Raw genomic sequence first — 23376 nt, 5'->3', positions numbered from 1 at the left:
CGCGCCGCCCGACTCCGCCAGAACCTTCGTGATCGCCGCCGTCAGAGACGTCTTGCCGTGGTCCACGTGGCCGATCGTGCCGATGTTGCAATGCGGCTTGTTGCGGTTGAACTTTTCCTTGCCCATCGGTCCAATCAATCCTGAGCGGGGGCGCCTGGAACAACACCGGGCGCAAGGCGCGGTCCGCTTAAAGGCTCGGCCGGTTTCGATCAAGTCCGGGCAGCGGACATGCGTACCACTGCCTTGACAGTCGGAGTGCGTGCGCGCCTTGCTCCGCCGTTCGGAAAGCCAACCTCGTCACGCTCGAGGCGGGCCTTTTCGTTTTGGCGCATGCGGCCACGAGCTTGAGGCCGCGCAGCGGAGTATGCGAGATGGGTTACAAGGTTGCCGTCGTCGGAGCCACGGGCAATGTTGGCCGCGAGATGCTCGACATCCTGGCCGAGCGCGCCTTCCCGGCCGACGAGGTCGTGGCGTTGGCCTCGCGCCGCAGCGTGGGCCAGGAGGTCTCGTTCGGCGACAAGATCCTCAAGGTCAAAGCGCTGGACACTCACGACTTCTCCGATACCGACATCTGCCTGATGTCGGCAGGCGGCGAGATCTCGAAGGAGTGGAGCCCCCGCATCGGCGAGCAGGGCTGCGTCGTCATCGATAACTCGTCGGCGTTCCGCTACGATTCGGACGTGCCGCTGATCGTGCCCGAGGTGAATGCCGACGCGATCGTCGGATTCACCAAGCGCAACATCATCGCCAACCCGAACTGCTCGACCGCGCAGCTCGTCGTCGCGCTGAAGCCGCTGCACGATGCGGCTACCGTGAAGCGCGTGGTGGTCTCGACCTACCAGTCGGTCTCCGGCGCCGGCAAGGAGGCCATGGACGAGCTGTTCCAGCAGACCCGCTCGGTCTTCACGGCCGGCCAGATGACCATGGCCAAGTTTCCCAAGCGCATCGCCTTCAACGTCATCCCGCACATCGATGTGTTCATGGAGGACGGCTACACGAAGGAAGAGTGGAAGATGATGGCCGAGACGAAGAAGATGCTCGACCCGAAGATCAAGCTCACGGCCACCGCCGTGCGCGTTCCGGTCTTCATCGGCCATGCCGAATCCGTGAACGTCGAGTTCGAGCGGCCGCTCTCCGTCGAGCAGGCCACCGAGATCCTGCGTGCGGCCCCGGGCGTGCTCGTCGTCGATAAGCGCGAGGCCGGCGGCTACATGACTCCGCACGAAGCGGCCGGCGAGGACGCGACCTACGTCTCGCGCATCCGCGAGGACGCCACCGTCGAGAACGGCCTCGCCTTCTGGTGCGTCTCGGACAACCTGCGCAAGGGCGCGGCGCTGAACACGGTTCAGATCGCTGAGGTCCTGATCAACCGCAAGCTGCTCAACCGGCAGAAGCAGGCGGCCTGATCGGGCGTCCGACGGCCGGCGCCAGACATCAAAAAAGGGCGGCGATCCGATGGGTTTGGATCGCCGCCCTTTTTGCGCGGGCCGATGTTCCGGCGCTTACTGGATCGTGGGCGCCACCAGCGGCAGGACGGGGTCGTCCTTCAGGCGGAGGCGGGCGTCGAGCATCGGATATTCGCCGCCGTGCTCTTCGTCCACGTCCTGCGATTCCTGGGCGATCATTGCCGCGATCGTCTGATATTGGCTGATGCGCTGGTCGATCATGCCGTCGAGCCGTTCGTGGACCTCGGCGACAGTGAGGCTGCGACGCTTGCCCCCATCCTTCTGCGTGAAGATGCTGCGATTGGCGCGCGCGGCGCGGCCGAAGACCTTCTGTGCGCTGCGGTCCGGGTCGTCGGCGCTGAGGGACAGGAACTTGCCGGCGCTCGCGGTGCCGAGAAAGTGGGCGATGTAGAGCTCGGTCGTCTTGAGTTCGCGGCCGATGCGGCTCTCGATCCGGGCGCGATCACGTTTGATCAGCTCACCCGCCATCAAGCCGGAAACGAACGGGTCGTTGCGAAGCTCCAGAACGCGTTTGCGCATGGCCTCGTCGGTGATGCCGATGGCGCCGCCGCGACCCTTCACCGCAGCGGCCTCGGCCGTCAGGCCGTGCCGAGCTCCGTAGTCGCGGATCATCTCGAGCCAGGTTGCGGTGACGAACTGAAAAAGGCCCTGCGCCGAAGAAGCCGATGACTTCACGTCGGTGTCGAAGCTCGATTCCTTGTCGGCGAGCGCCATCATGTAAACCGGGTCGACGCCCGTCACCTCGGAGGCGCGCAGTATGGTCGCAACGAGCGGACGCGATACACTCATGTCGCCGAAGCGCAGCATATCGGCATCGCTCTTCGGCTCGGGCGGGCGCGCCGGGTCATGGTCCGTCACCGCCTGGGTCACGATCCCCTGAGCGCCGAGGTTCGTTCGGCCCCACTCCAACGGGTGGTCTTCGCGAGGCTGCAGTGTGGCAATCACGCCGCCGAGGTCGTGTGCCAGGGCTGTCAGCGGGACGGTACTCAGCGCGAGACTGGCGATCAGGCCTGCCAGAATGTTGCGCTTCAGACTGTTCAGAGGTGCAAAACACTGAATCGTGAGCGGCTTAGCCGCCTTCGCGTTGTTGACATCATTCGACCCGGTAGGCACGAGTCGGCTCACGTCGTCGGCGCAGAGCGCCGGCTCCGGGAAAACCCCCATCAAACTTCCTTTTTTCGTGCCGCGGCGTTCTCGGACGCGGCTTCGATCAAGTGCCCGGGGTGTCGCCGTCAGGTGTGACGACAATGGGACCGGCCCATGATCCCAACGTGGCGGCGTTAATGCCGCGTTAAGGCCCTGTGTTTACTATTCGTTAACGAGTGGTGCGGCGGTCCGTCAGCTTCCATTCATTTGAAACATGGCACATCCGCCTTGGAACGGACCCTCCGCGACCCAGTTGATACGGGCCGAGACAGGGCTACCGCGCGACGGCATTCGAGTGCCGCGTTCTTCAAACAGACAGAAAGTACTTCCCCGATGAGCATGCAGACCGGTCGCCGCGTCGGCGTCGCGTTCGTTGGCATGGGCGGCGCCGTTGCCACCACCGCCATCGCCGGCATCGAGATGATCAAGACAGGATCGAACCGGCTCGACGGTCTGCCTCTTGCCGGCGTCTCCGTTCAGGGGATGACCGACTACAAGGACCTCGTCTTCGGCGGCTGGGACCTGAACAGCGACGACCTCGCCTCGGCCGCGACCGGTCATGGCGTGCTCACCAAGCAGGACATCGAGAACGGGGCCCAGGTGCTCAAGGGCATCACGCCCTGGCCGGCCGTTGGCAGCGCCAAGTTCTGCAAGAACATCGAGGGCGGCAACCGCATCGTCGCCAAGGATCATCGTGAGACGGTCTCGATTATCGCCAACGACCTCAAGCGCTTCCGGCAGGAGAGCAACCTCGACGAGGTCGTCGTGATCAATCTCGCCTCGACGGAGCGCTGGCCCGACCTGACCGCGGCCGTACTGAATTCGACGGAAGCCTTCGAGAAGGGCCTCGACACCGACGACGAGTCGATTTCCCCGGCGATGCTCTACGCCTACGCGGCGATCAAGAGCGGCGTGCCCTACGGCAACTTCACGCCGAGCGTCGCTGCCGACATTCCGGCGTTGCTGAACCTCGCCAAGGAGATGGGCGTGCCCGTCGCCGGCAAGGACGGCAAGACCGGTCAGACCATGATGAAGACCGTGCTGGCGCCAGCCTTCAAGGCCCGGGCGCTCCATGTCGACGGCTGGTTCTCGACGAACATCCTCGGCAACCGTGACGGTCTCGCCCTGAACGATCCGTCGTCCTTGCAGTCGAAGATCAACACCAAGGGCACGGTGCTCGACTCGATCCTCGGCTACCCCGTCGAGGACCATCTCGTGCATATCCACTATTACCGCCCGCGTGGCGACGACAAGGAAGCCTGGGACAACATCGACGTTACCGGCTTCATGGGCCAGCGCATGCAGATCAAGGTCAACTTCCTCTGCAAGGACTCGATTCTCGCTGCCCCCCTCGTCATCGAGATCGCCCGCGTCCTCGACCTCGCCAAGCAGCGCGGCGACGGCGGCGCGCAGGAGCAGCTCTCGAGCTTCTTCAAGGCGCCCATGGTCAAGAACGGCGCCGGCCCCGAGCACGATTTCGGCAAGCAGCAGAAGATGCTGCTCGATTGGCTCGGCGCGAACTGATGTCGCCCCTGGGCACGGCAGCCGCCGCGCCCCTCCCCTTGCGCGAGCTTCTCGTCGAACTCGGCGATCTCAAGCGCGTCCGCTCAGCCGGACGCGCCGGGTCGATCGCCGAGCGACTGTTTGCGCAGGGTTGGGGAGCGCTCACCGGTGGGGCCTCGCCGGAGACGGTGGCGCTTCAGGTGACCGCCAGCGCGCTGGCTGCCACGCGGCTATGCGACATCGACGGTGCATTTCTCGCGGCTGCCGGACTCGACGACGCACAGGGCTCGGCCATTCTCGTTGCCGGCTTCGATGCCGTCACCGAGCAGGTCGATCCCGCCCTGCGCGATCGTCTCCGCGCCTGTCTGCGCCCTTCGCAGGAGGCTCTCCCGGCCGGCCCCCTGCCCGACTTCGTCACCGCACAGGCCCAGCAGCCGCGGGCCGGCGTGACCTGCCCCGGCAAGCCGCGCATCCTGCTCGAACCGCCGGAGAATCACGCAGAGCACTGCCTGATCGTGGCGGTTTACGGTGTCGTGCTGAGTCCGTTCTACCGAGCCGATCCCACCGTGGTCTTCCTCGCCGCCATGGCCCATCACTTCCACAACGCGTTGATGCCGGACGCCGGCTTCACCGGCGAGATGCTGCTCGGCGACCATCTTTGGCCAATCGTGGAACGCTGCTCGGAACGTGCTTTGAACGAACTGGAACCGTCCCTGCGCGAGACCGTACGCAGTGCCCGCTCGGTCCTGCCGGACGATGCGACTGCGGAGGGCCGTGCCTTCCACGCCGCCGATTCCATCGATCGCGTTCTACAGATCGCGCAGCATCTGCGCGCCGCCTCGCTGACCATGGATACGGTGCTCGGAGACATGGAGCTGGTCCATGCCGGTCCGGTGAAGGATTTTCAGGATCGGGTGCTCCGCGACATGCGCATCCCGTGAAAACCGGCATCCCCCGCCCTATTCTCGGGCCATGATCCCCTTCGACCTCCTCTCGCCCGATACCGGCAATTCGCTGGAGCTCGACGGCGCGCATGTCCTGCGCGACGTGGCGACCGGTGCCCGCTGGCCCGTGCTCGACGGCATCCCCTATCTGCGCACCAACCGCGCCGAGTTGATCGCCGCGACCCTGGCCCTGATCGATGCCGGCGACATGGACGCCGCGCTTGCGGGCTTGCTCGCGGATCAGGATGATTGGTGGAACGGCCCTCCGGCCGACCCGGCGTCCCTCCAAGCGCTCGTAGCCAACCGTAGGACTGCGACGCTCCGCGAGGCCGTCGATGGTCTTGGTTGGGGCCGGGTCGGTGATTACTTCGTCAATCGCTGGAGCGACCCGACCTATCTCGCCGGGCTGACGCTGCTCGAAGCGCATTGGAACGAGCCGGCCTGTGCCTTCGAGCTCGCCTGCGGCATCGGCCATTACCTGCGGGAGATGCAGGCACGCGGCGTGAAGGTCGCCGGCGCCGATGTGGTCTTCGCCAAGCTCTGGGTCGCCCGCAACTGGGTGGTCGACAAGGGTGCGCAGCTTGTCTGCTTCGACGCCTCCTCGCCGCATTGGCCGATCGCCGACGCGCCGGTGGACCTCGTGCTCTGCAACGACGCCTTCTATTTCCTCGACGACAAGCCGGGAATCCTCGCCTGCCTGCGCAAGACGGCCGGTGAAGACGGTTGGCTCGCGGTCAGCCACATCCACAACAGCGGCTGCCCCGGCTTCTCCGCCGGCAAGGCGGTCTCGGCCGCCGACATCGAGGAGCTGTTTCCCGACGGTCTCGTCTATGACGATGCCGAGCTGACCCGGGCGCTCGTCGAGGCGCGTGCGCCGACCCCGCGCGACCCGCACGAATTGCAGGCCTGTGAAGCCTTCTCGCTCGTCGCCGGTCCGGGTATGCGACCCGCCCCGCGTTCGGTGGTCGACGGCATCACGCTACCGGTCGCCGGCACGGCGCTGCGGCTCAACCCGCTTTACAAGGTCGATCTCAGCGGCGCCTACGTGATCCGCTGGCCATCCGAGCGCTACGCCGCGGAATATGCCGGACGCGTGACCTATCCACTCCACTCCGACGGACCCAAGACCCTCGACTGGGAAGGTGGCTCGCAGACGGCCGTCGCCGAACGGGTCCGCCGCCGCGAATACGTCGATCTGCCGGAGCGCTGGTGATGACCGGCACCGATGCGATTGGCTGGGGCATCGTCGGTTACGGCTGGGTCGCCCGCGACTACATGGCGCCGGGCATCCGCGCCGCAGGCCACCGGCTCGTGGCCGTGGCCGATCCGGGCGCGACCTCGCGCGCTGCGGCTGAGGTAGAGGGTGCGCGGGCGCATGCCGACATCGCCGGCCTGATCGCCGACTCCCAGGTCGAGGCAGTTTACGTCGCGACGCCGAACCATCTGCACCGCGACGCCGTCGAAGCGCTGGCGGCGAGCGGCAAGGCCATCCTTTGCGAGAAGCCGATGGCGGCCTCGCTCGGCGATGCGGAGGCCATGGCGGCTGCCGTGGCCCGGTCCGGCACCTTCTACGGTACGGCCTTCGACCAGCGCCATCACCCCGCCCACCGCGCCATGCGCGACGCGATCCGCGACGGCCGGCTCGGCACGGTGACGACCGTTCGCATCGTCTATGCCTGTTGGCTCGACCGGGCCTGGGCGTCGTTTCAAGGACAGGACAACTGGCGCATCGATCCGGCCAAGGCGGGCGGCGGCGCGTTGATCGACCTCGCCCCGCACGGGCTCGACCTCTGCGATTTCCTGCTTGGGGAATCGATCCAGGACATCGCCGCGCTGACCCAGGCCCGCGCCCAGGATTATGCCGTCGACGACGGCGCAATCCTGATCGGCCGCACGGGATCGGGCGTGCTGACCAACCTCCACGTCGCCTACAATTGCCCGGACGTGCTGCCCCGCCGCCGCTTGGAAGTGGTCGGCACCCGAGGCATGCTGACCGCGGTCGACACCATGGGCCAGACACCGGGTGGCCGGCTGACGTTCACCGACGGTACAACCGGCGTGGCCGAAGACATCGCCTTCGATGCGGACGCGTCGCCCTTCCTGGAGCAGGTTCGCGCCTTCGGCTCGGCTCTGCGCCGGCCGGACGAGCGGACGGCTTATTCGGCTGAGCGCGACCTGCACACCATGCGTCTCTTGGCGCGGGCCTATGGCGAGGCCGGGCGCGAGCCGGGCCGGCCGCGGGCCGCACCGGCGGCGTGAGACGACGGAGTGGACTCTCCTCCCCCTCGTGGGAAGGAGGTGGAGGTGGGGGTGGTTCCGCCGGGCTCCGACGCAGGCAAGCGGCACCACCCCCACCCTCGATCCCTCCCCACAAGGGGGAGGGAAGGCAGCTTGGCCGGGATCCGATGACCACGACCGAAATCGACCAGGACGACCGCGCCCGCCACGACAGCCTGAAGGCGCCGCGGCGCTATCGATACGGCGCCCCGCGCCGGATCGAGGGCCTGCCCGAGCGCCTGCCCGATGCCGTGACGGCCTATCTCGACATCCTGCCCGAGGGCCGGGTCGTCGGCTTCAACCTCGCGCCGCTCGACCGCACCGGCATCCCGGTCTGGTTCGTTGCCTTGTTTCTCGACGATCCGTTCTTCGTCGGCGCGATGCCGTCGGGCATCGGCTACGGCGCGACCGACGACGAGGCGCTGATCGGCGCCGTTGCCGAGATCGCCGAGAACCTGATGCCGTCGCTGGCGGTGATGCCGCGCGAAAAGCAGGTCGGCTGTTCCTACGATGATCTCGTCCGCGTCTTCGGCGCAAGCAGCGTCGCCGACCCGCTGACGCTCTGCCTGCCGGCCGGCTCGCATGTCGGTCGCGGGACCAAGCTCGACTGGACGACGGTGGTTCGCGCCCGCACCGGTGAAAATGTCTGGATGCCGCTCGACATCGCGGCCACCGACTATTTCGAGCTGAGCGCGGGCTACAAGCCCTTCACCAATCTCATCACCAACGGCCTCGGCGCCGGTCCGGACACGTCCTTCGCGCTGGGCCACGGCCTGCTCGAACTGCTCCAGCGCGACGGCAACGGCCTGCTCTTTCGGGCGCTCGACCAGGGCGTGATGATCGATCTCGCCGGCATCGGCCCCGAGACGCAGGCCATGCTCGATCGGCTCAAGGGCCTCGGCATCCGCGCGCTGCCGAAATTCGCCACGGACCAGTTCGGCCTGACCAACATCTACGTGGTCGGCTACGACGAGAACGGGGCCGACGCCCCCTGCCCGATCGCGCTCTCGGCGGCCGGCGAGGCATGCGATCCGGACCGCGAGCGGGCGCTTCGCAAGGCGCTGCTGGAATTCCAGGCCGCCCGCGTGCGCAAGACGTTCGGCCACGGCCCCCTGGCACTCGCCGACACCGTTGCGCCTCCCGGCTATGTCGAGTCCTTCATCCAGAAAGCGCTACCGAGTCTCGACCTCGAGGAGAGCCGCGCCCTGCAGGCCATGCTCGCCTGGATCGACCTCTCGGGCGAGGAACTGAAGGGCGTGTTTTCCGAGACGGTGTTTTCGGAGCGTTCGAAGAAGCCGTTCCTGGATCTCCCGACCACGCCCGCCGCCGACGGGCATGCACGCGGCAAGATCGCGAAGGACCGGCTCGATGCGGCCGGCTTCGACATCCTCTACGTCGATTGCGCCCCGCCCGAGAGCGGCATCGGTATCGTCAAGGCGATCGTGCCGGGCCTCGAAGTCGAGACCATGAGCTACTACCGCATCGGCGAGCGCAACACGCGCAAGCTCATCGAACGCGAGCATCCGCTGATCAAGTTCGGCCGGGAGACCGACACGCTGCTGCCGGTGCGCCTGACGCCCGAGGCGGTCGAGCGCTTCGGTGGCCAGCCGCTCTTCGACACCGCGCTGGCGGAGGAAGTCGTCGGCTCGCATTATCCGCTCTACCGCGAGCCCGAATCCCACCACGCCCCCTTCCGCTACGAGCGGCAGGGCCGGCGGGCCGAGAGGAAGCGCCCATGAGCCTCCGCTTCGCCTACAACACGAACGGCACCGCCCATCACCGCCTCGAAGACGCGATCCGGTTGATCAAGGATGCCGGCTATGACGGCGTCGCGCTGACGCTCGACATCCATCATCTCGATCCCTTTGCCGAGAACTGGATCGTCGAGGCCGACCACATCGCGACGCTGCTGCAGCGGCTCGAACTCGGCTCGGTGATCGAGACCGGCGCCCGCTTCCTGCTCGACCCGAGCGCCAAGCACGAGCCCACCCTCGTGACGGCCGACGCCTCGGGCCGTGCCCGACGGATCGGATTCTTGAAGCGGGCCGTCGACATCGCGCACGTGCTGAAGTCGGAAGCGGTGTCGTTCTGGGCGGGCGTGCCGAAGGAGGGTGTCGACCGAGCCGCAGCGCATGGCTGGCTGATCGAGGGGCTCACCGAGGTCGCCGCCTATGCCGAGGAGAAGGGCGTGGTTGCGGCGCTGGAACCCGAGCCCGGCATGCTGATCGAGACGCTAGACGATTTTTCCGGGCTCGACCTGCCGAACCTCAGGCTCGCGCTCGATACCGGACACTGCCTCGTCACCGAGGAGCGCGATCCGGCCGCGGCCGTGCGGGAATTCGCGGAGCGCCTCGGCACCGTCGCCATCGAGGACATGAAGCGGCGCGAGCACATCCACCTGCCCTTCGGCGAGGGCGACATGGACGTGCCGTCGGTGCTGGACGCCCTCGAAGCGATCGACTTCCAGAAACTCGTCTGCGTCGAGCTCTCCCGCGAGAGCCACCGCGCCGACGTGATGGTGCCGCGCTCGCTCGAATACCTGCGCACCTGCCGCCGTCCGGGGCCGGGCCTGCCGGCAGCGGACGAGAGTGCGCACGAGGCGCTGGCGCCACAAATCTCCACGGGCGTGGTGGCGGCATCATGAGGATCTGTTTCGTCAGCCGCCGGTACTTCCCGGCGATCTCCGGCATGAGCGTTTACGCGCAGAACCTGCTGCGCGAACTCGTCGGCGCCGGCCACGATGTCACGATGATCTCGCAATATCGTGGCGACGAATTCGGCACCCGCGTCTATGGCGGCGGTCCGCCGCCCGCCGTGCCGGGCGTCCACGTGATCGGCCTCGAACAGCTCGGCGAGCAGGAGAGCGGCGACTTCGAGCGGGACATCGCGACGATGGTCGAGACCATCTGCGCCGAGCACGCCAAGAAGCCCTTCGATATCCTGCACGCGCAATACGGCTACCCCACCGGCTGGGCCGTGCTTCTGGCTTCCAAAAAGCTCGGCGTGCCGAACGTGGTCTCGATCCAGGGCGGCGACGGCCACTGGGTCGGCTCCTGCTGCGAGACTCATCGCGTTGCCATGTGCGAAGTGCTGGCTCACGCCAACGCCCTGCTGATCGGCGGAAAATCCTTCGTGAAGGAGGTCTGCGACCGGCTCGGCTCGGATCCCGCGCGCTTCACCATCGTACCCGGCGCGGTCGACACCGCCCGCTTCACGCCGGGCAAGCCCGTCGAGGGCGAGGACCCGGTGCGGCTGTTCTATCACGGCCGCGTCGACCGCCGGAAAGGCGTGCTCGACATGCTCGATGCGCTCGAACGCGTCTGGGAGGCCGGCCTGCCGTTCGAGGCGACGATCTCCGGCATCGGGCCCGACGTGGACGCCGCCCGAGCACGCGCGGAGGAAATCGGTTTCACGCCGGCTCACGTCGCCTTCACCGGCTACGCCGATTACGAGACCGTGCCGGACCTCTATCGCAAGGCCGACGTCTTTGTGTCGCCGACCTACGCCGAGGGGTTTTCGAACACGATCCTGGAAGCGATGGCGGCTGGGCTTGCGGTGGTTTCCACCCATTCCGTCGGCGTCTCGGACTGCCTCCGCGATGACGAGAACGGCCTCATGGTGATGCCCGGCGACGTGCCGGCCTTGGCGAAGGCCCTCGGCCGCGTCATCGAAGACGCGGAGCTTCGCGCGCGGCTTGCCCAAGCTGGACTGGAGGAATGCCGCCGGGTCTATTCCTGGACGGCAGTCGGACGGCAGATCATGGACGTCTACGCGAAGGTCGTCCGCGAACGGCCGCATGCGGATTTTTCGGACGCACTTCCGCATGATCCGGATTGCCGCTTCCGCGCCGAACCGCATCTGCTCTGATGCGGGTTCTCTGATGCCCGTCGCCCTCGCCGTCTCGCCCCATCTCGACGATGCCGTCTTCTCCGCCGGCGGCACCCTGGCGCATCTGGCGCGTGGGGGCTGGAGCGTGGTGATGGCGACCGTGTTTACGGCCTCCGTCGCCGAGCCGAAGGGCTTCGCGTTGGCGTGCCAGCTCGATAAGGGCTTGGCGGCCGACGTCGACTACATGGCACTCCGCCGCGATGAGGACGTCGTCGCCGCACTTCACCTCGGGATCGAGCGACCGGTCCACCTGCCATTCCGCGAGGCTCCGCATCGCGGCTATGGTTCGCCGCCGGAACTCTTCGCCGGTCTCTCCGGGGACGACCGGATCGAATACAATCTCGCCGACGCTTTCGAGAAGCTGATCGCGCAGATGCGGCCCGATTTGATCCTCGCGCCGCAGGCCGTCGGTGGCCATGTCGACCATGTGCAGGTTGTGCGAGCGCTTCGCGCTTGCCGGTCCGGGGTGCGGCCGCCGGCGCCGGTCCTGTGGTGGCGCGATTATCCGTACACGGTCCGCACCGCGGATCCGAAAGAGCCGTTGCGCGAGATCTTTTCGGATCTAGCCCTCCGAGACGTCCGCTTCGATCCCGAATGCGAAGCCCGAAAGGCCAGGGCCTGCGCCGCCTACGGGACGCAAATCGGCTTCCAATTCGGGGGCGCCGACGCCCTTGCTGCGCGGCTAAGGGCCGAGGGAGCCGTCGAGCGCTTTCGTCTCGCCGGAACCCTGCCGACGGCTACACCGCCGAATGCCGCCGCGATCTGATCCGGACGCTCCCAGAAGTCTCGCGGACCCAGCTGCCCTCTCTTTACGGCGCGCCAGCGCCGACGCGCCGCATGTGCTGCCGCTACGCGATCTCGCGCGCCGGATCGCTTCCGAGCGCCATGCGCCCGTACCTGACCCTGATCCGTTCGACGGAGGCATACAGGCGCGCCTGCTGCTCCTGCTGGAAACGCCGGGACCGGCAACCGGCCGCACCGGCATGGTCTCTCGGGACAACCCCACGGGCACGGCCGCCAACCTCTTCCGCTTCCTGCGGGAGGCGGACATTCCGCGGGCCGACACGCTGATCTGGAACACCGTTCCGTGGGTGATCCACGCCGAAGGTGCCCTAAACCGGGCACCGCGCCGGTCCGAGCAGCATTTGGCCGAGCCCTATCTGGCGCCGCTCCTCGATATTCTGACGCATCTCGCCGTCGTGGTGTTGGCAGGGCGGATCGCCGGCACCGCCCGCGAGCCCCTGCAGCGGCTGCGTCCCGATCTGCCCATCATCTCGATCCCGCATCCGAGCCCGACTTTCGTCTGCACGTCGCCGAGCGTCCGCGAGCGCATTCTCGCCGGCCTATGTGAAGCGCAGGCGGTGCTGCGCTCGTCGCGCTGACCATCGCGCGGAACGCGATTTGCCGCCTGCCATCCACACGCACGCCTTCGCGAACACCCCGCCCATCGCTGGCCTTTGCCCGGTGATCAGCCTACATGCGGCGGGCGGGCCATCGCTCGGGACGAGCTGCGTTTTCATCGCAGCGCGAGCGACCAGCGGAGGCGGACGCCGTTCCAGATGAATTTCGTCGAAAAACGGAAGGATCTCGCCGAGACCGGGGCCGTCGATGCATCGCAGGCCGATGCCGTTGGTAAGGCCGAGGCGAAGACGGGTTTCTTCAGGAAGCGCTATGCCTGGATCGGCACGGTCGCGAGCCTCCTGCTGCTCGTCGCCTCGGCCGTCGTCCTCTGGAAGCTGTCGGAAGAGATCACCTGGGCCAAGCTCAGCGCGGCCTTGACGGCGGTAACCGGGACGCAGCTCGCCGTCGCATTCGGCTTCGTCGCAATCAGCTATTTCTTTCTCACGTTCTACGATGCGCTGGCGCTGAAGCAGCTCAAGCTGAAGGTACCCTATCGCATCACGTCGCTGGCCTCGTTCACCAGCTACGCAGTGAGCTTCACCCTCGGCTTTCCGCTGCTGACTGCCGGCACGATCCGCTACTGGGTCTATTCGAGCCGCGGCCTCTCCACCGCGAAGATCGCGGCGCTCACCGTCATCGCCGGGTTCACCTTCTGGCTCGGTATGGGCGTGGTGTTGGGCCTGAGCCTGATCGTGGAGGCGGGCCAACTCGCGGGCCTTGCCTTCACCAGCATCCGCGTGAACCAGGGGGTCGGCGTCGCAGCCCTGTTTTCGGTCGTCGGGTACCTGATCTGGGTCTCGATCAAGCGCCGCTACATCACCGTGAAGCACTGGCGGCTGGAACTACCCGGCGCCACGGTCTCGTTCAGCCAGATGCTGGTCGGCATCGGCGACGTCTGCGCGGCGGCGGCCGTGCTCTACGTTCTGATGCCCTCCGAGATGACCCTGGGCTTCTCGACCTTCGTGGCGATCTACGTCCTTGCCGCGATGCTCGGCATCGCCTCCAACGTGCCGGGAGGCGCGGGCGTGTTCGAGGCCACGATCATGCTGGCCCTGTCCTACCTGCCCCGCGGCGAGGTACTCGGCTCGCTCCTGCTGTTCCGCGTCTGCTACTACCTCGTCCCGTTCGTCGTGGCGCTCGCCATGCTCGGGATCTACGAGGTGGGACGACGCCTGCGCCGCCACCGCGCGGCGAACGATCCCTGATCCCGCCACCGCGGGCCTGTGAGCAAGAATGCCCGGTTCGATCCGACGATCCTCCCTGGCGGGAGCCGCCGCGGCCACGGTCGTCTTCGGCCTCGCCGCGCTCGTCGACGGCACGCCTGGGATGGCTTTCCTGCTCGCCGCCTCGTTCGCCCTGGTCGCGGGCGCGGTCTTGAGCCGTTCCGGCTCGCCGCTCGTCGTGACGCCGCTGGAAATCGAACGGCGCGAGCGGCATTCCGTGGCCGAGTCCCTACTCGCCAACATTCCCGACCCAGTGATCCTGGTCGACCGCCGCATCGTCGTCATCGAGGCGAACCCGGCCGCCCGCGCCCTGCTGCCCGGGCTCAAGTTGCGGCATCCGCTCTCTTTCGCGCTGCGCTCGCCGGACGTGCTCGACGGCATCGAGGAGGTTCTACAGAGCGGGGCGCCGTTGAAGACCGGCTACGTCACGCGGGTGCCGACCGAGCGCGCCTTTGAGGTTCAGATCGGGGCGCTTCCGCTGGCGGACACACCGGGCGGCGGCCAGCCCAACGTGGTGCTCTTTCTGCGCGATCTCACCTCGGCGCGGCGGCTCGAGACCATGCGGGTGGATTTCGTGGCGAATGCCAGCCACGAGCTCCGGACGCCGCTCGCTTCGCTCTCTGGCTTCATCGAGACCCTGCAGGGACCGGCCCGGGACGATCCCAAGGCGCGCGAGCAGTTCCTCGGCATCATGCGCATGCAGGCGCGGCGCATGACCCGGTTGATCGACGACCTGCTCTCGCTCTCGCGCATCGAGCTGCGCGAGCATGTGCCGCCGACGCAGATCGTCTGCCTGAAGCGGATCGCCCGGCAGATGGTGGAGGAGAAGGCGCCGCTCGCCGCCGAGCGCGGGATCGTCCTGTCGCTGGAGGCGCCGGAGCCGCCCTACCCAGTCCTCGGCGATCGCGACGAGTTGCTGCGGGTGGTCGAGAACCTCGTCGAGAACGCCTTGAAATACGCTGGCGGTGGCGGCCTCATCGCGGTGAGCCTCGGCCGCGAGGATGCCTCCGGCAGCAGGCCCGCCCAGCTCACGCTCGCCGTGCGCGACGAGGGGCCGGGCATCGCCCCCGAGCACATCCCGCGTCTCACCGAGCGCTTCTATCGTGTCGACACCGCGTCGAGCCGGCAGCAGGGCGGCACCGGCCTCGGTCTGGCGATCGTCAAGCACGCGCTCAACCGCCACCGGGGCCGCCTCGTCATCGAGAGCGAGATCGACCGGGGCACCACCGTCCGTGTGATCCTGCCCGAGCATCGCCGCGAAGACGGGATGGAGCCCCATGGCGTGCGTCCCGTCGACACGCCCTTGACCTTCCCATGATGGGAAGCCCCATCTGAGGGCGCATGGACGCTCGCACCGACTTCCCCCTCCCCCGCTCCGCGCCTACTGCCGATCGGCCGCGTGCCACCATTACGCTGCCGATCGAAGGGCTTAGCTGCGCGTCCTGCGTGAGCCGTGTCGAACGGGCACTGCTCGACTTGCCGGATGTTCGCGACGTCTCCGTCAACCTCGCGACGGGGAAGGCCAGCCTGAGCCTTCCGGCCGGCATGCCGGCGCATCGCGTGGCGGAGGCGATTGCGGCCGCCGGCTACACCGTGCCCGAGACGACCAGCGCCGTCGGCATCGGCGGAATGACCTGCGCCTCCTGCGTGGCGCGGGTGGAGCGGACGCTCCTGCGCATTCCCGGCGTGACGGGCGCAGTCGTCAACCTCGCCTCCGGCCGCGCCGAACTGCGCCATGCCGACGGCACCGTCGCCATGGCCGAGATCGAAGAGACGGTGCGGCAGGCCGGCTTCGAATTGCAGAGCGTCGGCAGCGACGCTGGTCGGACGCCGGATCGTGAAGATCGGCAGGCACGCGAGACGGCACAGCTCTGGCGCGATGTCCGCCTTTCGGCCCTGCTCGCGGCGCCCGTCGTCCTCCTCGACATGGGTGGCCATTTCATCCCCGGCTTCCACGAGAGCGTCGACGGCCTTTTCGGCAACGGCGCCAACGCCCTGCTCCAGGCCGCCCTGGCCACGCTGGTGCTTGCCTGGCCGGGCCGCCGCTTCTTCCGGTCGGGCATTCCCGGCCTGCTGCGCGGGCACCCGGACATGAACGCCCTCGTCGCCCTGGGTGCCGGTGCCGCCTACCTCGCCTCGATGATCGCCACCCTTGCGCCCGGCCTGCTGCCACAGGGCGGTGCGCAGCTGTATTTCGAGGCGAGCGTCCTCATCGTCACGCTGATCCTGCTCGGCCGTGCGCTGGAAGCCCGTGCCCGCGGCCGCACCGGCGCGGCCATCGCCCGCCTCCTCGATCTCGCTCCGAAGACCGCGCGCGTCATGCGTGACGGCGAGGAAACGGAAATTCTCGTTACTGATCTGAAGCTTGGCGACCGGGTGCGCGTGCGTCCGGGAGAGCGCGTGCCGGCAGATGGCCGCCTCGTCGCCGGTGCGTCCTGGATCGACGAGAGCATGGTCACCGGCGAGCCGGATCCCGTCCGCAAGGGAGAGGGCGACGCCACCATCGGCGGCACGCTCAACACCTCCGGCGGCTTCGACCTGCGGGTCGAGACCGTCGGCTCCGGCACCGTCCTCGCCCAGATCGCCCGCATGGTCGAGGCGGCGCAGGGCGGAAAGCTGCCGGTCCAGGGCCTCGTCGATCGCATCACGGCCCGGTTCGTACCGGCCGTGTTGGCGATCTCCGCCGCGACCTTTCTCGCATGGCTGGCGCTGGCCCCGAGCCCGGCGCTCGGCCCCGCCCTCGTTCATGCCATCGCCGTCCTCATCATCGCCTGCCCCTGCGCCATGGGCCTCGCCGTGCCGGTCGCGATCATGGTCGGCACCGGCCGCGCGGCCGAGCGCGGCGTGCTGTTCCGCAAGGGCAGCGCCCTGCAAGTCCTTGAAAACGTGAAGGTCGTCGCCTTCGACAAGACCGGTACCCTCACCGAAGGCCGCCCCCGCCTTACCGATCTCGTCACAGCCGAGGGCTTTTCGCGGGAGGAGGTGCTGGCCGCAGCGGGGGCGGTCGAAGCGCGCTCCGAACACCCGATCGCCCGCGCCATCGTCACGGCGGCGCGGGAGGCCGGCTCCATCGCCGAGGTCGAGGCCTTCGAGGCGATCCCCGGCCATGGTGTGACCGGCCGCGTCGCTGGCAGAGAAATCGCCATTGGTGCCAAGCGCTTGATGGAGAGACTCGGCATCCCGGCAGGGTCGCTCGACGACGCGGCCGAGCGGCTCGGCGCCTCCGGCCACAGCCCGCTCTACGCCGCCATCGACGGCCGGCTCGCTGCCCTCATCGCGGTCGCCGACTCGGTCAGGCCGGACGCCGAGGGCGTCATCCGTTCGCTGCAGGCTCGCGGCCTCGTCGTCGCGATGATCACCGGCGACGACCGGCGTACGGCGCAGGCCGTGGCGGCAACCCTCGGCATCGACGCGGTCGCGGCCGAGGTCCTGCCCGCCGGAAAGGTCGAAGCCATTGAGAGATTTCGAGAATCTCACGGCTCCGTCGCCTTCGTCGGCGACGGGATCAACGACGCCCCGGCGCTGTCCGGCGCCGATGTCGGCATCGCCATCGGCACCGGCACGGATGTCGCGATCGCGAGTGCCGACGTGGTGCTGATGTCCTGTGCGCTCGGCGGCGTGGAGGAGGCGTTCGTCCTGTCGCGCGCGACGATGCGGACGATCCGGCAGAACATGTTCTGGGCCTTTGCCTACAATGTGGGGTTGATTCCGGTGGCGGCGGGAGCGCTCGCCGCGGCCGGCATTCCCATGCTGCCCCCGATAGTCGCGGCAAGCGCCATGATGCTGTCCAGCGTATGCGTCGTGACCAATGCTCTGCGCCTCCGCCATGCCCGCTCGGCGGGCAGGCCGGCATGAGCGGGCGCCCCGTCACGATCGGCGAGGCGGCGCGGTTCAGCGGCGTCTCGGCCAAGATGATCCGCTATTACGAGGAGACCGGCCTGCTCGGTCCGGCCGAGCGGACGGCCGCCGGCTACCGGCTCTACGCCCAGGCCGACCTGCATGCCCTGCGCTTCGTGCGCCGGGCGCGCGATCTCGGCTTCTCGATGCCGGAGATTGCCGAGCTTCTGGCGCTGTGGCGCGACCGCTCGCGGGCGAGCGCCGGGGTGAAGGCGGTGGCGCAGGGTCACGTCGCGGATCTACGACGGCGCATCGCCGGCCTCGAGGGCATGGCCCGGACGCTCGAAGACCTTGCGGAAAGCTGCTGCGGCGACGACCGCCCGGACTGCCCGATCCTCGACGACCTCGCCGCCGGCCCGGCCGACGACCGGGCGCGAAATTCGCAGCCGGCAAAGCAGCCTCGTCGCGGTTCTTCCGGCCAAGCTTGAGCATTGACCGGGGCACTGGCCTCCTGTTTGCTGGGTCGAGCGCGGACGCTCCGACGGACGCGCACGAGTACCGAGACCATGCCCATCATCGACCGGATCGCCACCTTCGCGGACGAGATCACCGCCTGGCGGCACGATCTCCACGCGCATCCGGAGCTGCAATACGACGTCCACCGCACCGCCGGCTTCGTTGCGGACAAGCTGCGCGCCTTCGGTTGCGACACGGTCGCCACCGGCATAGGCCGCACCGGCGTCGTCGGCGTGATCCGGGGCCGGGCGCACGGCTCCAACCGGGCAATCGGACTGCGCGCCGACATGGACGCCCTGCCGATCCAGGAGGTGCGGGACTTGGCGTACCGCTCGACGGTGCCGGGAAAGATGCATGCCTGCGGCCATGACGGCCACACGGCCATGCTGCTCGGGGCCGCGAAGTACCTCGCCGAGACCCGCGATTTCGACGGTAGCGCCGTGCTGATCTTCCAGCCCGCCGAAGAGGGCGGCGGCGGGGGCGCGGCGATGGTCGCGGACGGCCTGATGGAGCGCTTCGGCATCGAGGCGGTCTACGGGCTGCATAACATCCCGAACCAGCCGCTCGGCAGCTTCGCGATCCGGCCCGGCCCGATCATGGCGTCCACCGACCGCTTCACCCTCACGATCCAGGGCCGGGGCGGCCACGCCGCGCTGCCGCAGGCGGCGGTCGACAGCGTGCTCGTCGCCAGCCACGTCATCGTTGCCCTGCAATCGATCGTCGCTCGCTCGGTCGATCCGCTGAAATCCGCTGTGGTCTCGGTCTGCGCCGTCACGGCCGGCGAGGCGTTCAACGTCCTGCCGCAGGAGGCGGTCCTGCGCGGGACGCTGCGCGCGCTGGCGCCCGAGGTCAGGGCCCTGATCAAGGAGCGCATCGCCGCGATCGTCACAGGGGTGACGGCCGCCTTCGGGGCGCAGGCGATCATCGCTTTCGACGACGGCTACCCCGCCACCGAGAACCACCCGGCCGAGACCGCCTTCATGGCCGGAATCGCCGCGAACATCGTCGGCGAGGCCCAGGTCGACCGCGACGTCGCGCCGATGATGGCCGCCGAGGATTTCTCCTACATGCTGCTGGAGCGGCCCGGCGCCTACATCTTCATGGGCAACGGCCCCTCCGCCGGCCTGCACCACCCGGACTACGACTTTTGCGACGCGGCCGCGCCTTACGGGGCTTCGCTGTGGGCGCGGTTGATCGAGACAGCGCTGCCGGTGGGGTGAGGGTCAATCCCGCTGCGGCGCCGTCCCGCCCAGGTGAAACACCCGGTGCGGCACCAGTTCGCCGCGCTCGACGTCGCCCACTGCCACGAGGATCCCGCCGCAGGTCGCGAAGGCCTTGCCCTCCACCGGCGCATCCCGCCCGCGCAGGATCACCGGCTGGCCGCGCATCAGGCGCAGGGCCACGTCGCGGGAGACCGGCACTTCCGGGATCTGGTCGAGGGCCGTCTCGACGGGCTGGAGATGGGCGCCGTTGCCGTCGGGCGCGCCCTCTTCCAGCGTCGGAATGCTGCAGGAGGCCTCTTCGACGAAGGGGCCGACGCGGGTACGCCGCAGGGCGGCGACATGGCCGTGGCAGCCGAGCATGCGGCCGAGGTCGCGCGCCAGCGCCCGGACATAGGTGCCCTTGCCGCATTCGGCCGCGATCACCGTGCGCTCGCCATCGTGCTCGATCACAGAAAGGTGGTCGATGCGGACCTCTCGGGCGACGAGCTCGACGATCTCGCCCTCACGGGCGAGGTCGTAGGCGCGCTCGCCCTGGATCTTGATGGCGGAGTAGCGCGGCGGCACCTGCTGGATATTACCTACGAAGGACGGCAGCGCCGCCTCGACCTCGGCCTGGGTCGGCCGCGCGTCGCTCGTCGCGACCGGGCGCCCCTCGGCATCGTCCGTGTCGGTCTCGACGCCCCATTGCACGGTGAAGCGGTAGGCCTTGCGGCCGTCCATCACGAAGGGGACGGTCTTCGTGGCTTCACCGAGCGCGATCGGCAGGATGCCGGAGGCCAGCGGATCGAGGGTGCCGGCATGCCCGGCCTTCTTGGCATTGAAGGCTCGCTTCACCACGGCGACCGCATGGGTCGAGGTGATGCCGACGCCCTTGTCGAGGATCACCCAGCCGCTGACATCGCGCTTCTTCGGGCGGTCGGGACGCGGGCCGCCGCGATTCGGGCGTCCCCTGCCCCGGCGTCCCTCGTCGGATCCGCGCTCTTCGGATCCGCGCTCGTCCGCGACGGTCGCCTCGGTCGGCAGGGCGGCCGTCGGTTCCTCGGACTGTCCGGCGGTGTCGTCCTGCATGATGTCCTCGATCGATGGCACTGCAACGCCTCGGGGGCTTGCGGCCGCTGGCTGCAAGTCCGTCCCGCGCGTCTGAGATAAGGGATGGTGTCGACCGTCTCCGAGCAAGTCCGCCCGGGGTCAATGCCCGGATTCGGGCTCGGGTTCGCCGGTATCGGATGCCGGAGCGGAGTCGAGGTCGCGCTGGACCTTCTCGCTCCGCAGGATTGCATCGATCCGCGAGGCCTCGTCGAAGGTCTCGTCGCGGAAGAAGCGCAGGTCCGGCGCGAATTTGAGGTTCACGCGGCGGGCCACCTCCTGCCGCAGGACCTTGCGGTTCTTCTCGAGCGCCTTGATCACCGGCGCCTCGTCCTGGCCGCCGAGCGGCATCACGTAGGCGTTCGCGATCTTGAGGTCCGGCGACATCCGCACCTCCGGGATCGTGATCACGTGCGAGGACAGCACAGGGTCCTGGATGTCGCCGCGCTGCAGCACGTCGGCCAGCGCATGGCGCACGAGTTCCGCGACGCGCTGCTGGCGCTGGCCGGGACCGGCTTGAGAGGATTTCTGAGCCATGGGCGGTATCGGTGGATCGTTTCAAAGCGGGGGATGCGGCGCGAGCCGTGCGAAACGAACGGGGCCGCAGCTTGCGCCGCGGCCCCGCCGTCATCGCTGCGGACGCGTCAGGGTCAGAGCGTCCGGCGGATCTCATCGACCCGGAAGCACTCGATCTGGTCGCCGGCGCGCATGTCCTGGAAGTTCTCGAAGGACATGCCGCACTCGTAGCCCGACCCGACTTCCTTGGCGTCGTCCTTGAGGCGCTTGAGCTGCGAGAGCTTGCCCTCGTAGATCACGACGCTGTCGCGGATCAGGCGGACATGGGCGCCGCGCTGGACGGTACCGTCGGTGACGCGGCAACCGGCGATCTTGCCGACCTTCGACACGTCGAAGATCTGCAGGATCTGCGCCTCGCCGAGCTTCTCCTCGCGGAGCGTCGGCGGGAGCATGCCCGAGAGCGTGTCTTTGATGTCGTCCACGAGGTCGTAGATGATGCTGTAGTAGCGGATCTCGGTGCCAGCCCGCTCGGCCGCCTCGCGGGCTTCCTTGTGGGCGCGCACGTTGAAGCCGATGACCACGGCCTTCGAAGCCGTCGCCAGGGTCACGTCCGACTCGGTCAGGCCGCCGACGCCCGAATGCAGGATGCGGGCGGAGACCTCGTCGTTGCCGATCTTGCCGAGCGCACCGACGATCGCCTCGACCGAGCCCTGCACGTCGCCCTTGATGATGACGGGCAACTCGCGGCGGCCGGAGCCCTCTTTGAGATCGCGCATCATGTCCACGAGCGAGCGGTTGGCGCCGCCCGTGCGGGCAGTCATGCGATCGCGCTTGATCCGGGCGCGGTATTCCGCGACCTCGCGGGCGCGGGCCTCGTTGGGAACCACGACCACGCGCTCGCCGGCATCCGGCGTGCCGTTGAAGCCGAGCACCTCGACCGGCACCGAAGGGCCGGCATAGGGGATGTGCTCGCCCTTGTCGTCGATCAGCGCGCGCACCCGGCCCCACTCGGCGCCCGCCACGACGATGTCGCCGGTGAACAGGGTGCCGCGCTGGACCAGCACGGTCGCGACCGGGCCGCGGCCACGGTCGAGCTGGGCCTCGATGACCGTGCCCTCGCCGTCGCGTTTCTCGTTGGCGCGAAGGTTCATGATCTCGGCCTGGAGCTGCAGACCCTCGAGAAGCTCGGGCAGACCGTCGCCGGTCTTGGCCGAAACCTCGAATTCCAGGGTCTCGCCGCCCATCGACTCGACCTGGATGTCGTGCTGCAGCAGCTCGGTGCGGACCCGCTGCGGGTTCGCGTCGGCCTTGTCGATCTTGTTGATCGCGATAATCAGCGGCACCTGCGCCGCCTTGGCGTGGGCGATCGCCTCGATCGTCTGGGGCATGACGCCGTCATCGGCCGCCACCACGAGCACGACGATGTCCGTCACCTTGGCGCCGCGGGCGCGCATGGAGGTGAAGGCCGCGTGGCCGGGGGTGTCGATGAAGGTGATCAGGTCGCCCGAGGGCGACGGCGCCTGGTAGGCGCCGATATGCTGGGTGATGCCGCCGGCTTCGCCCGAAACGACGTTCTCCTTGCGGATCGCGTCGAGCAGCGAGGTCTTGCCATGGTCGACGTGGCCCATGATCGTGACGACCGGCGGACGGGGATCGAGATCCTCCTCCAGATCCGGCTCGTCCGAGGTCAGACCCTCTTCGACGTCCGACTCGGCGACGCGGCGGACCGTGTGGCCCATTTCCTCAGCGATGAGCTGCGCGGAATCCGAGTCGATCACGTCGGTGATCTTGTGGATCTCGCCCTGCTTCATGAGCAGGCGGATCACGTCCACCGCCCGCTCCGACATGCGGTTGGCGAGTTCCTGAATCGTGATCGTCTCGGGGATCGTCACCTCGCGGACGATCTTTTCCTTGGGCTCGTCGTTCCGGTGGCCGCTCATCCGCTGCTGGCGGCGGCGGAAGGACGCGACGGAGCGCGTGCGCTCGTCCTCGCCCGACGTCGCCGTGGCGATGGTGAGACGGCCGCGGTTGCGATCGCCGCCCGGCGACTTCGGCGTCTTGGGCGGGGTGATGATCTTGAGCGGCATGCCGGGACGGCGGATCACCCGCTTGGTCTCGGGCTCCTCCTCGGCGGCCGTCGCGTTCGAGCGGGCCGGACGCGTGACGGTGATGCCGTCGGGCTGACGGGCCGTCGACGGCGTCGTCTTGTTCTCCGGCTCGGGAGCCGGAGCCGGGCGCGCCATGAAGTTCAGGTCGCGCGGCTTGCGCACCTCGGCGGTGATCGTGCGGCGCGGTTCGGCGCTTGCCGGACGCGCGGTCACGGGCGGGCGGGGCGTCGTCGGCGCAAGGC

Annotated in this window: 20 protein-coding genes; 15 read left to right on the top strand and 5 right to left on the bottom strand. The window is 68.4% G+C overall.

Going from position 1 to position 23376, the window contains the following annotated elements; genetic code table 11:
• On the bottom strand, positions 1–126 hold a 126-nt coding region (locus FV217_RS17250), incomplete at its 3' end, for a GTP-binding protein (RefSeq protein WP_246682904.1).
• Between the two features lie 245 nt (positions 127–371).
• Here FV217_RS17250 and FV217_RS17245 point away from each other — a divergent pair.
• Positions 372–1406 carry an aspartate-semialdehyde dehydrogenase gene (locus FV217_RS17245; RefSeq protein ID WP_147818406.1) on the top strand — a complete coding sequence of 345 codons (1035 nt, stop codon included), beginning with the start codon at positions 372–374 and terminating at the stop codon, positions 1404–1406.
• Between the two features lie 96 nt (positions 1407–1502).
• Here FV217_RS17245 and FV217_RS17240 read toward each other — a convergent pair whose 3' ends face one another.
• Positions 1503–2630, bottom strand: a complete 1128-nt coding sequence (locus tag FV217_RS17240) for a transglycosylase SLT domain-containing protein (RefSeq protein ID WP_147818405.1) — start codon at positions 2628–2630, stop codon at positions 1503–1505.
• Positions 2631–2945: 315 nt separating this feature from the next.
• On the opposite strand from FV217_RS17240, the gene FV217_RS17235 reads away from it, so the two are divergent.
• From FV217_RS17235 to FV217_RS17170, 14 genes are all read left to right on the top strand, one after another.
• Entirely contained in the window at positions 2946–4136 is a 1191-nt protein-coding gene (locus FV217_RS17235; protein ID WP_147818404.1) for an inositol-3-phosphate synthase, read from the top strand.
• A complete protein-coding gene (locus FV217_RS17230) occupies positions 4136–5056 on the top strand; it encodes an HD domain-containing protein (RefSeq protein ID WP_147818403.1) in 921 nt (306 codons plus the stop codon). Before FV217_RS17235 ends, FV217_RS17230 begins: the two co-directional genes overlap by 1 nt.
• Positions 5057–5087: 31 nt before the next feature.
• Positions 5088–6272: a methyltransferase domain-containing protein gene (locus tag FV217_RS17225; RefSeq protein ID WP_147818402.1), complete on the top strand. Its 1185-nt coding sequence runs from the start codon at positions 5088–5090 to the stop codon at positions 6270–6272.
• Positions 6272–7318: a Gfo/Idh/MocA family oxidoreductase gene (locus FV217_RS17220; RefSeq protein ID WP_147818401.1), complete on the top strand. Its 1047-nt coding sequence runs from the start codon at positions 6272–6274 to the stop codon at positions 7316–7318. The genes FV217_RS17225 and FV217_RS17220 overlap by 1 nt, the downstream gene beginning before the upstream one ends.
• A 146-nt stretch (positions 7319–7464) precedes the next feature.
• The gene (locus FV217_RS17215; protein WP_147818400.1) at positions 7465–9075 is read left to right on the top strand and encodes a YcaO-like family protein; all 1611 of its coding nucleotides are present in this window, start codon (positions 7465–7467) and stop codon (positions 9073–9075) included.
• The gene (locus FV217_RS17210) at positions 9072–9980 is read left to right on the top strand and encodes a sugar phosphate isomerase/epimerase family protein (protein WP_147818399.1); all 909 of its coding nucleotides are present in this window, start codon (positions 9072–9074) and stop codon (positions 9978–9980) included. Before FV217_RS17215 ends, FV217_RS17210 begins: the two co-directional genes overlap by 4 nt.
• Positions 9977–11203, top strand: coding sequence for a glycosyltransferase family 4 protein (locus FV217_RS17205; RefSeq protein ID WP_147818398.1), 1227 nt, complete (start codon positions 9977–9979; stop codon positions 11201–11203). The genes FV217_RS17210 and FV217_RS17205 overlap by 4 nt, the downstream gene beginning before the upstream one ends.
• Before the next feature lie 10 nt (positions 11204–11213).
• Positions 11214–11990 (top strand): PIG-L family deacetylase, encoded by a 777-nt coding sequence (locus FV217_RS17200; protein ID WP_147818408.1) that lies wholly within the window; start codon positions 11214–11216, stop codon positions 11988–11990.
• On the top strand, positions 11974–12606 hold the full coding sequence (locus FV217_RS17195; protein WP_147818397.1) for a uracil-DNA glycosylase: 633 nt from the start codon (positions 11974–11976) through the stop codon (positions 12604–12606). The genes FV217_RS17200 and FV217_RS17195 overlap by 17 nt, the downstream gene beginning before the upstream one ends.
• 177 nt (positions 12607–12783) lie before the next feature.
• Positions 12784–13830 carry a lysylphosphatidylglycerol synthase domain-containing protein gene (locus FV217_RS17190; protein ID WP_147818396.1) on the top strand — a complete coding sequence of 349 codons (1047 nt, stop codon included), beginning with the start codon at positions 12784–12786 and terminating at the stop codon, positions 13828–13830.
• Between the two features lie 121 nt (positions 13831–13951).
• On the top strand, positions 13952–15166 hold the full coding sequence (locus FV217_RS17185; protein ID WP_246682901.1) for an ATP-binding protein: 1215 nt from the start codon (positions 13952–13954) through the stop codon (positions 15164–15166).
• 23 nt (positions 15167–15189) lie between these two features.
• Positions 15190–17703 carry a heavy metal translocating P-type ATPase gene (locus tag FV217_RS17180; RefSeq protein WP_147818394.1) on the top strand — a complete coding sequence of 838 codons (2514 nt, stop codon included), beginning with the start codon at positions 15190–15192 and terminating at the stop codon, positions 17701–17703.
• Positions 17700–18173, top strand: coding sequence for a Cu(I)-responsive transcriptional regulator (cueR, locus tag FV217_RS17175; protein WP_147818393.1), 474 nt, complete (start codon positions 17700–17702; stop codon positions 18171–18173). The genes FV217_RS17180 and cueR overlap by 4 nt, the downstream gene beginning before the upstream one ends.
• Positions 18174–18251: 78 nt before the next feature.
• Positions 18252–19421 carry a M20 aminoacylase family protein gene (locus FV217_RS17170; RefSeq protein ID WP_147818392.1) on the top strand — a complete coding sequence of 390 codons (1170 nt, stop codon included), beginning with the start codon at positions 18252–18254 and terminating at the stop codon, positions 19419–19421.
• Between the two features lie 3 nt (positions 19422–19424).
• On the opposite strand, the gene truB is transcribed toward FV217_RS17170, so the two are convergent.
• The 3 genes from truB to infB all read right to left on the bottom strand — a co-directional run.
• Positions 19425–20492: a tRNA pseudouridine(55) synthase TruB gene (truB, locus tag FV217_RS17165; protein ID WP_147818407.1), complete on the bottom strand. Its 1068-nt coding sequence runs from the start codon at positions 20490–20492 to the stop codon at positions 19425–19427.
• A gap of 120 nt (positions 20493–20612) precedes the next feature.
• Complete coding sequence (gene rbfA, locus FV217_RS17160) at positions 20613–21047, bottom strand: 30S ribosome-binding factor RbfA (RefSeq protein ID WP_147818391.1); 435 nt, start codon at positions 21045–21047, stop codon at positions 20613–20615.
• A 113-nt stretch (positions 21048–21160) separates the two neighbouring features.
• The coding region (gene infB, locus FV217_RS17155; protein WP_147818390.1) for a translation initiation factor IF-2 at positions 21161–23376 on the bottom strand (2216 nt) is incomplete at its 5' end.

The sequence above is a fragment of the Methylobacterium sp. WL9 genome, from assembly GCF_008040035.1.
GTDB classification, from domain to species: domain Bacteria; phylum Pseudomonadota; class Alphaproteobacteria; order Rhizobiales; family Beijerinckiaceae; genus Methylobacterium; species Methylobacterium thuringiense.
Note: the sequence above shows the minus strand (reverse complement) of the source record. Positions and strands in the feature narration are given on the sequence as shown.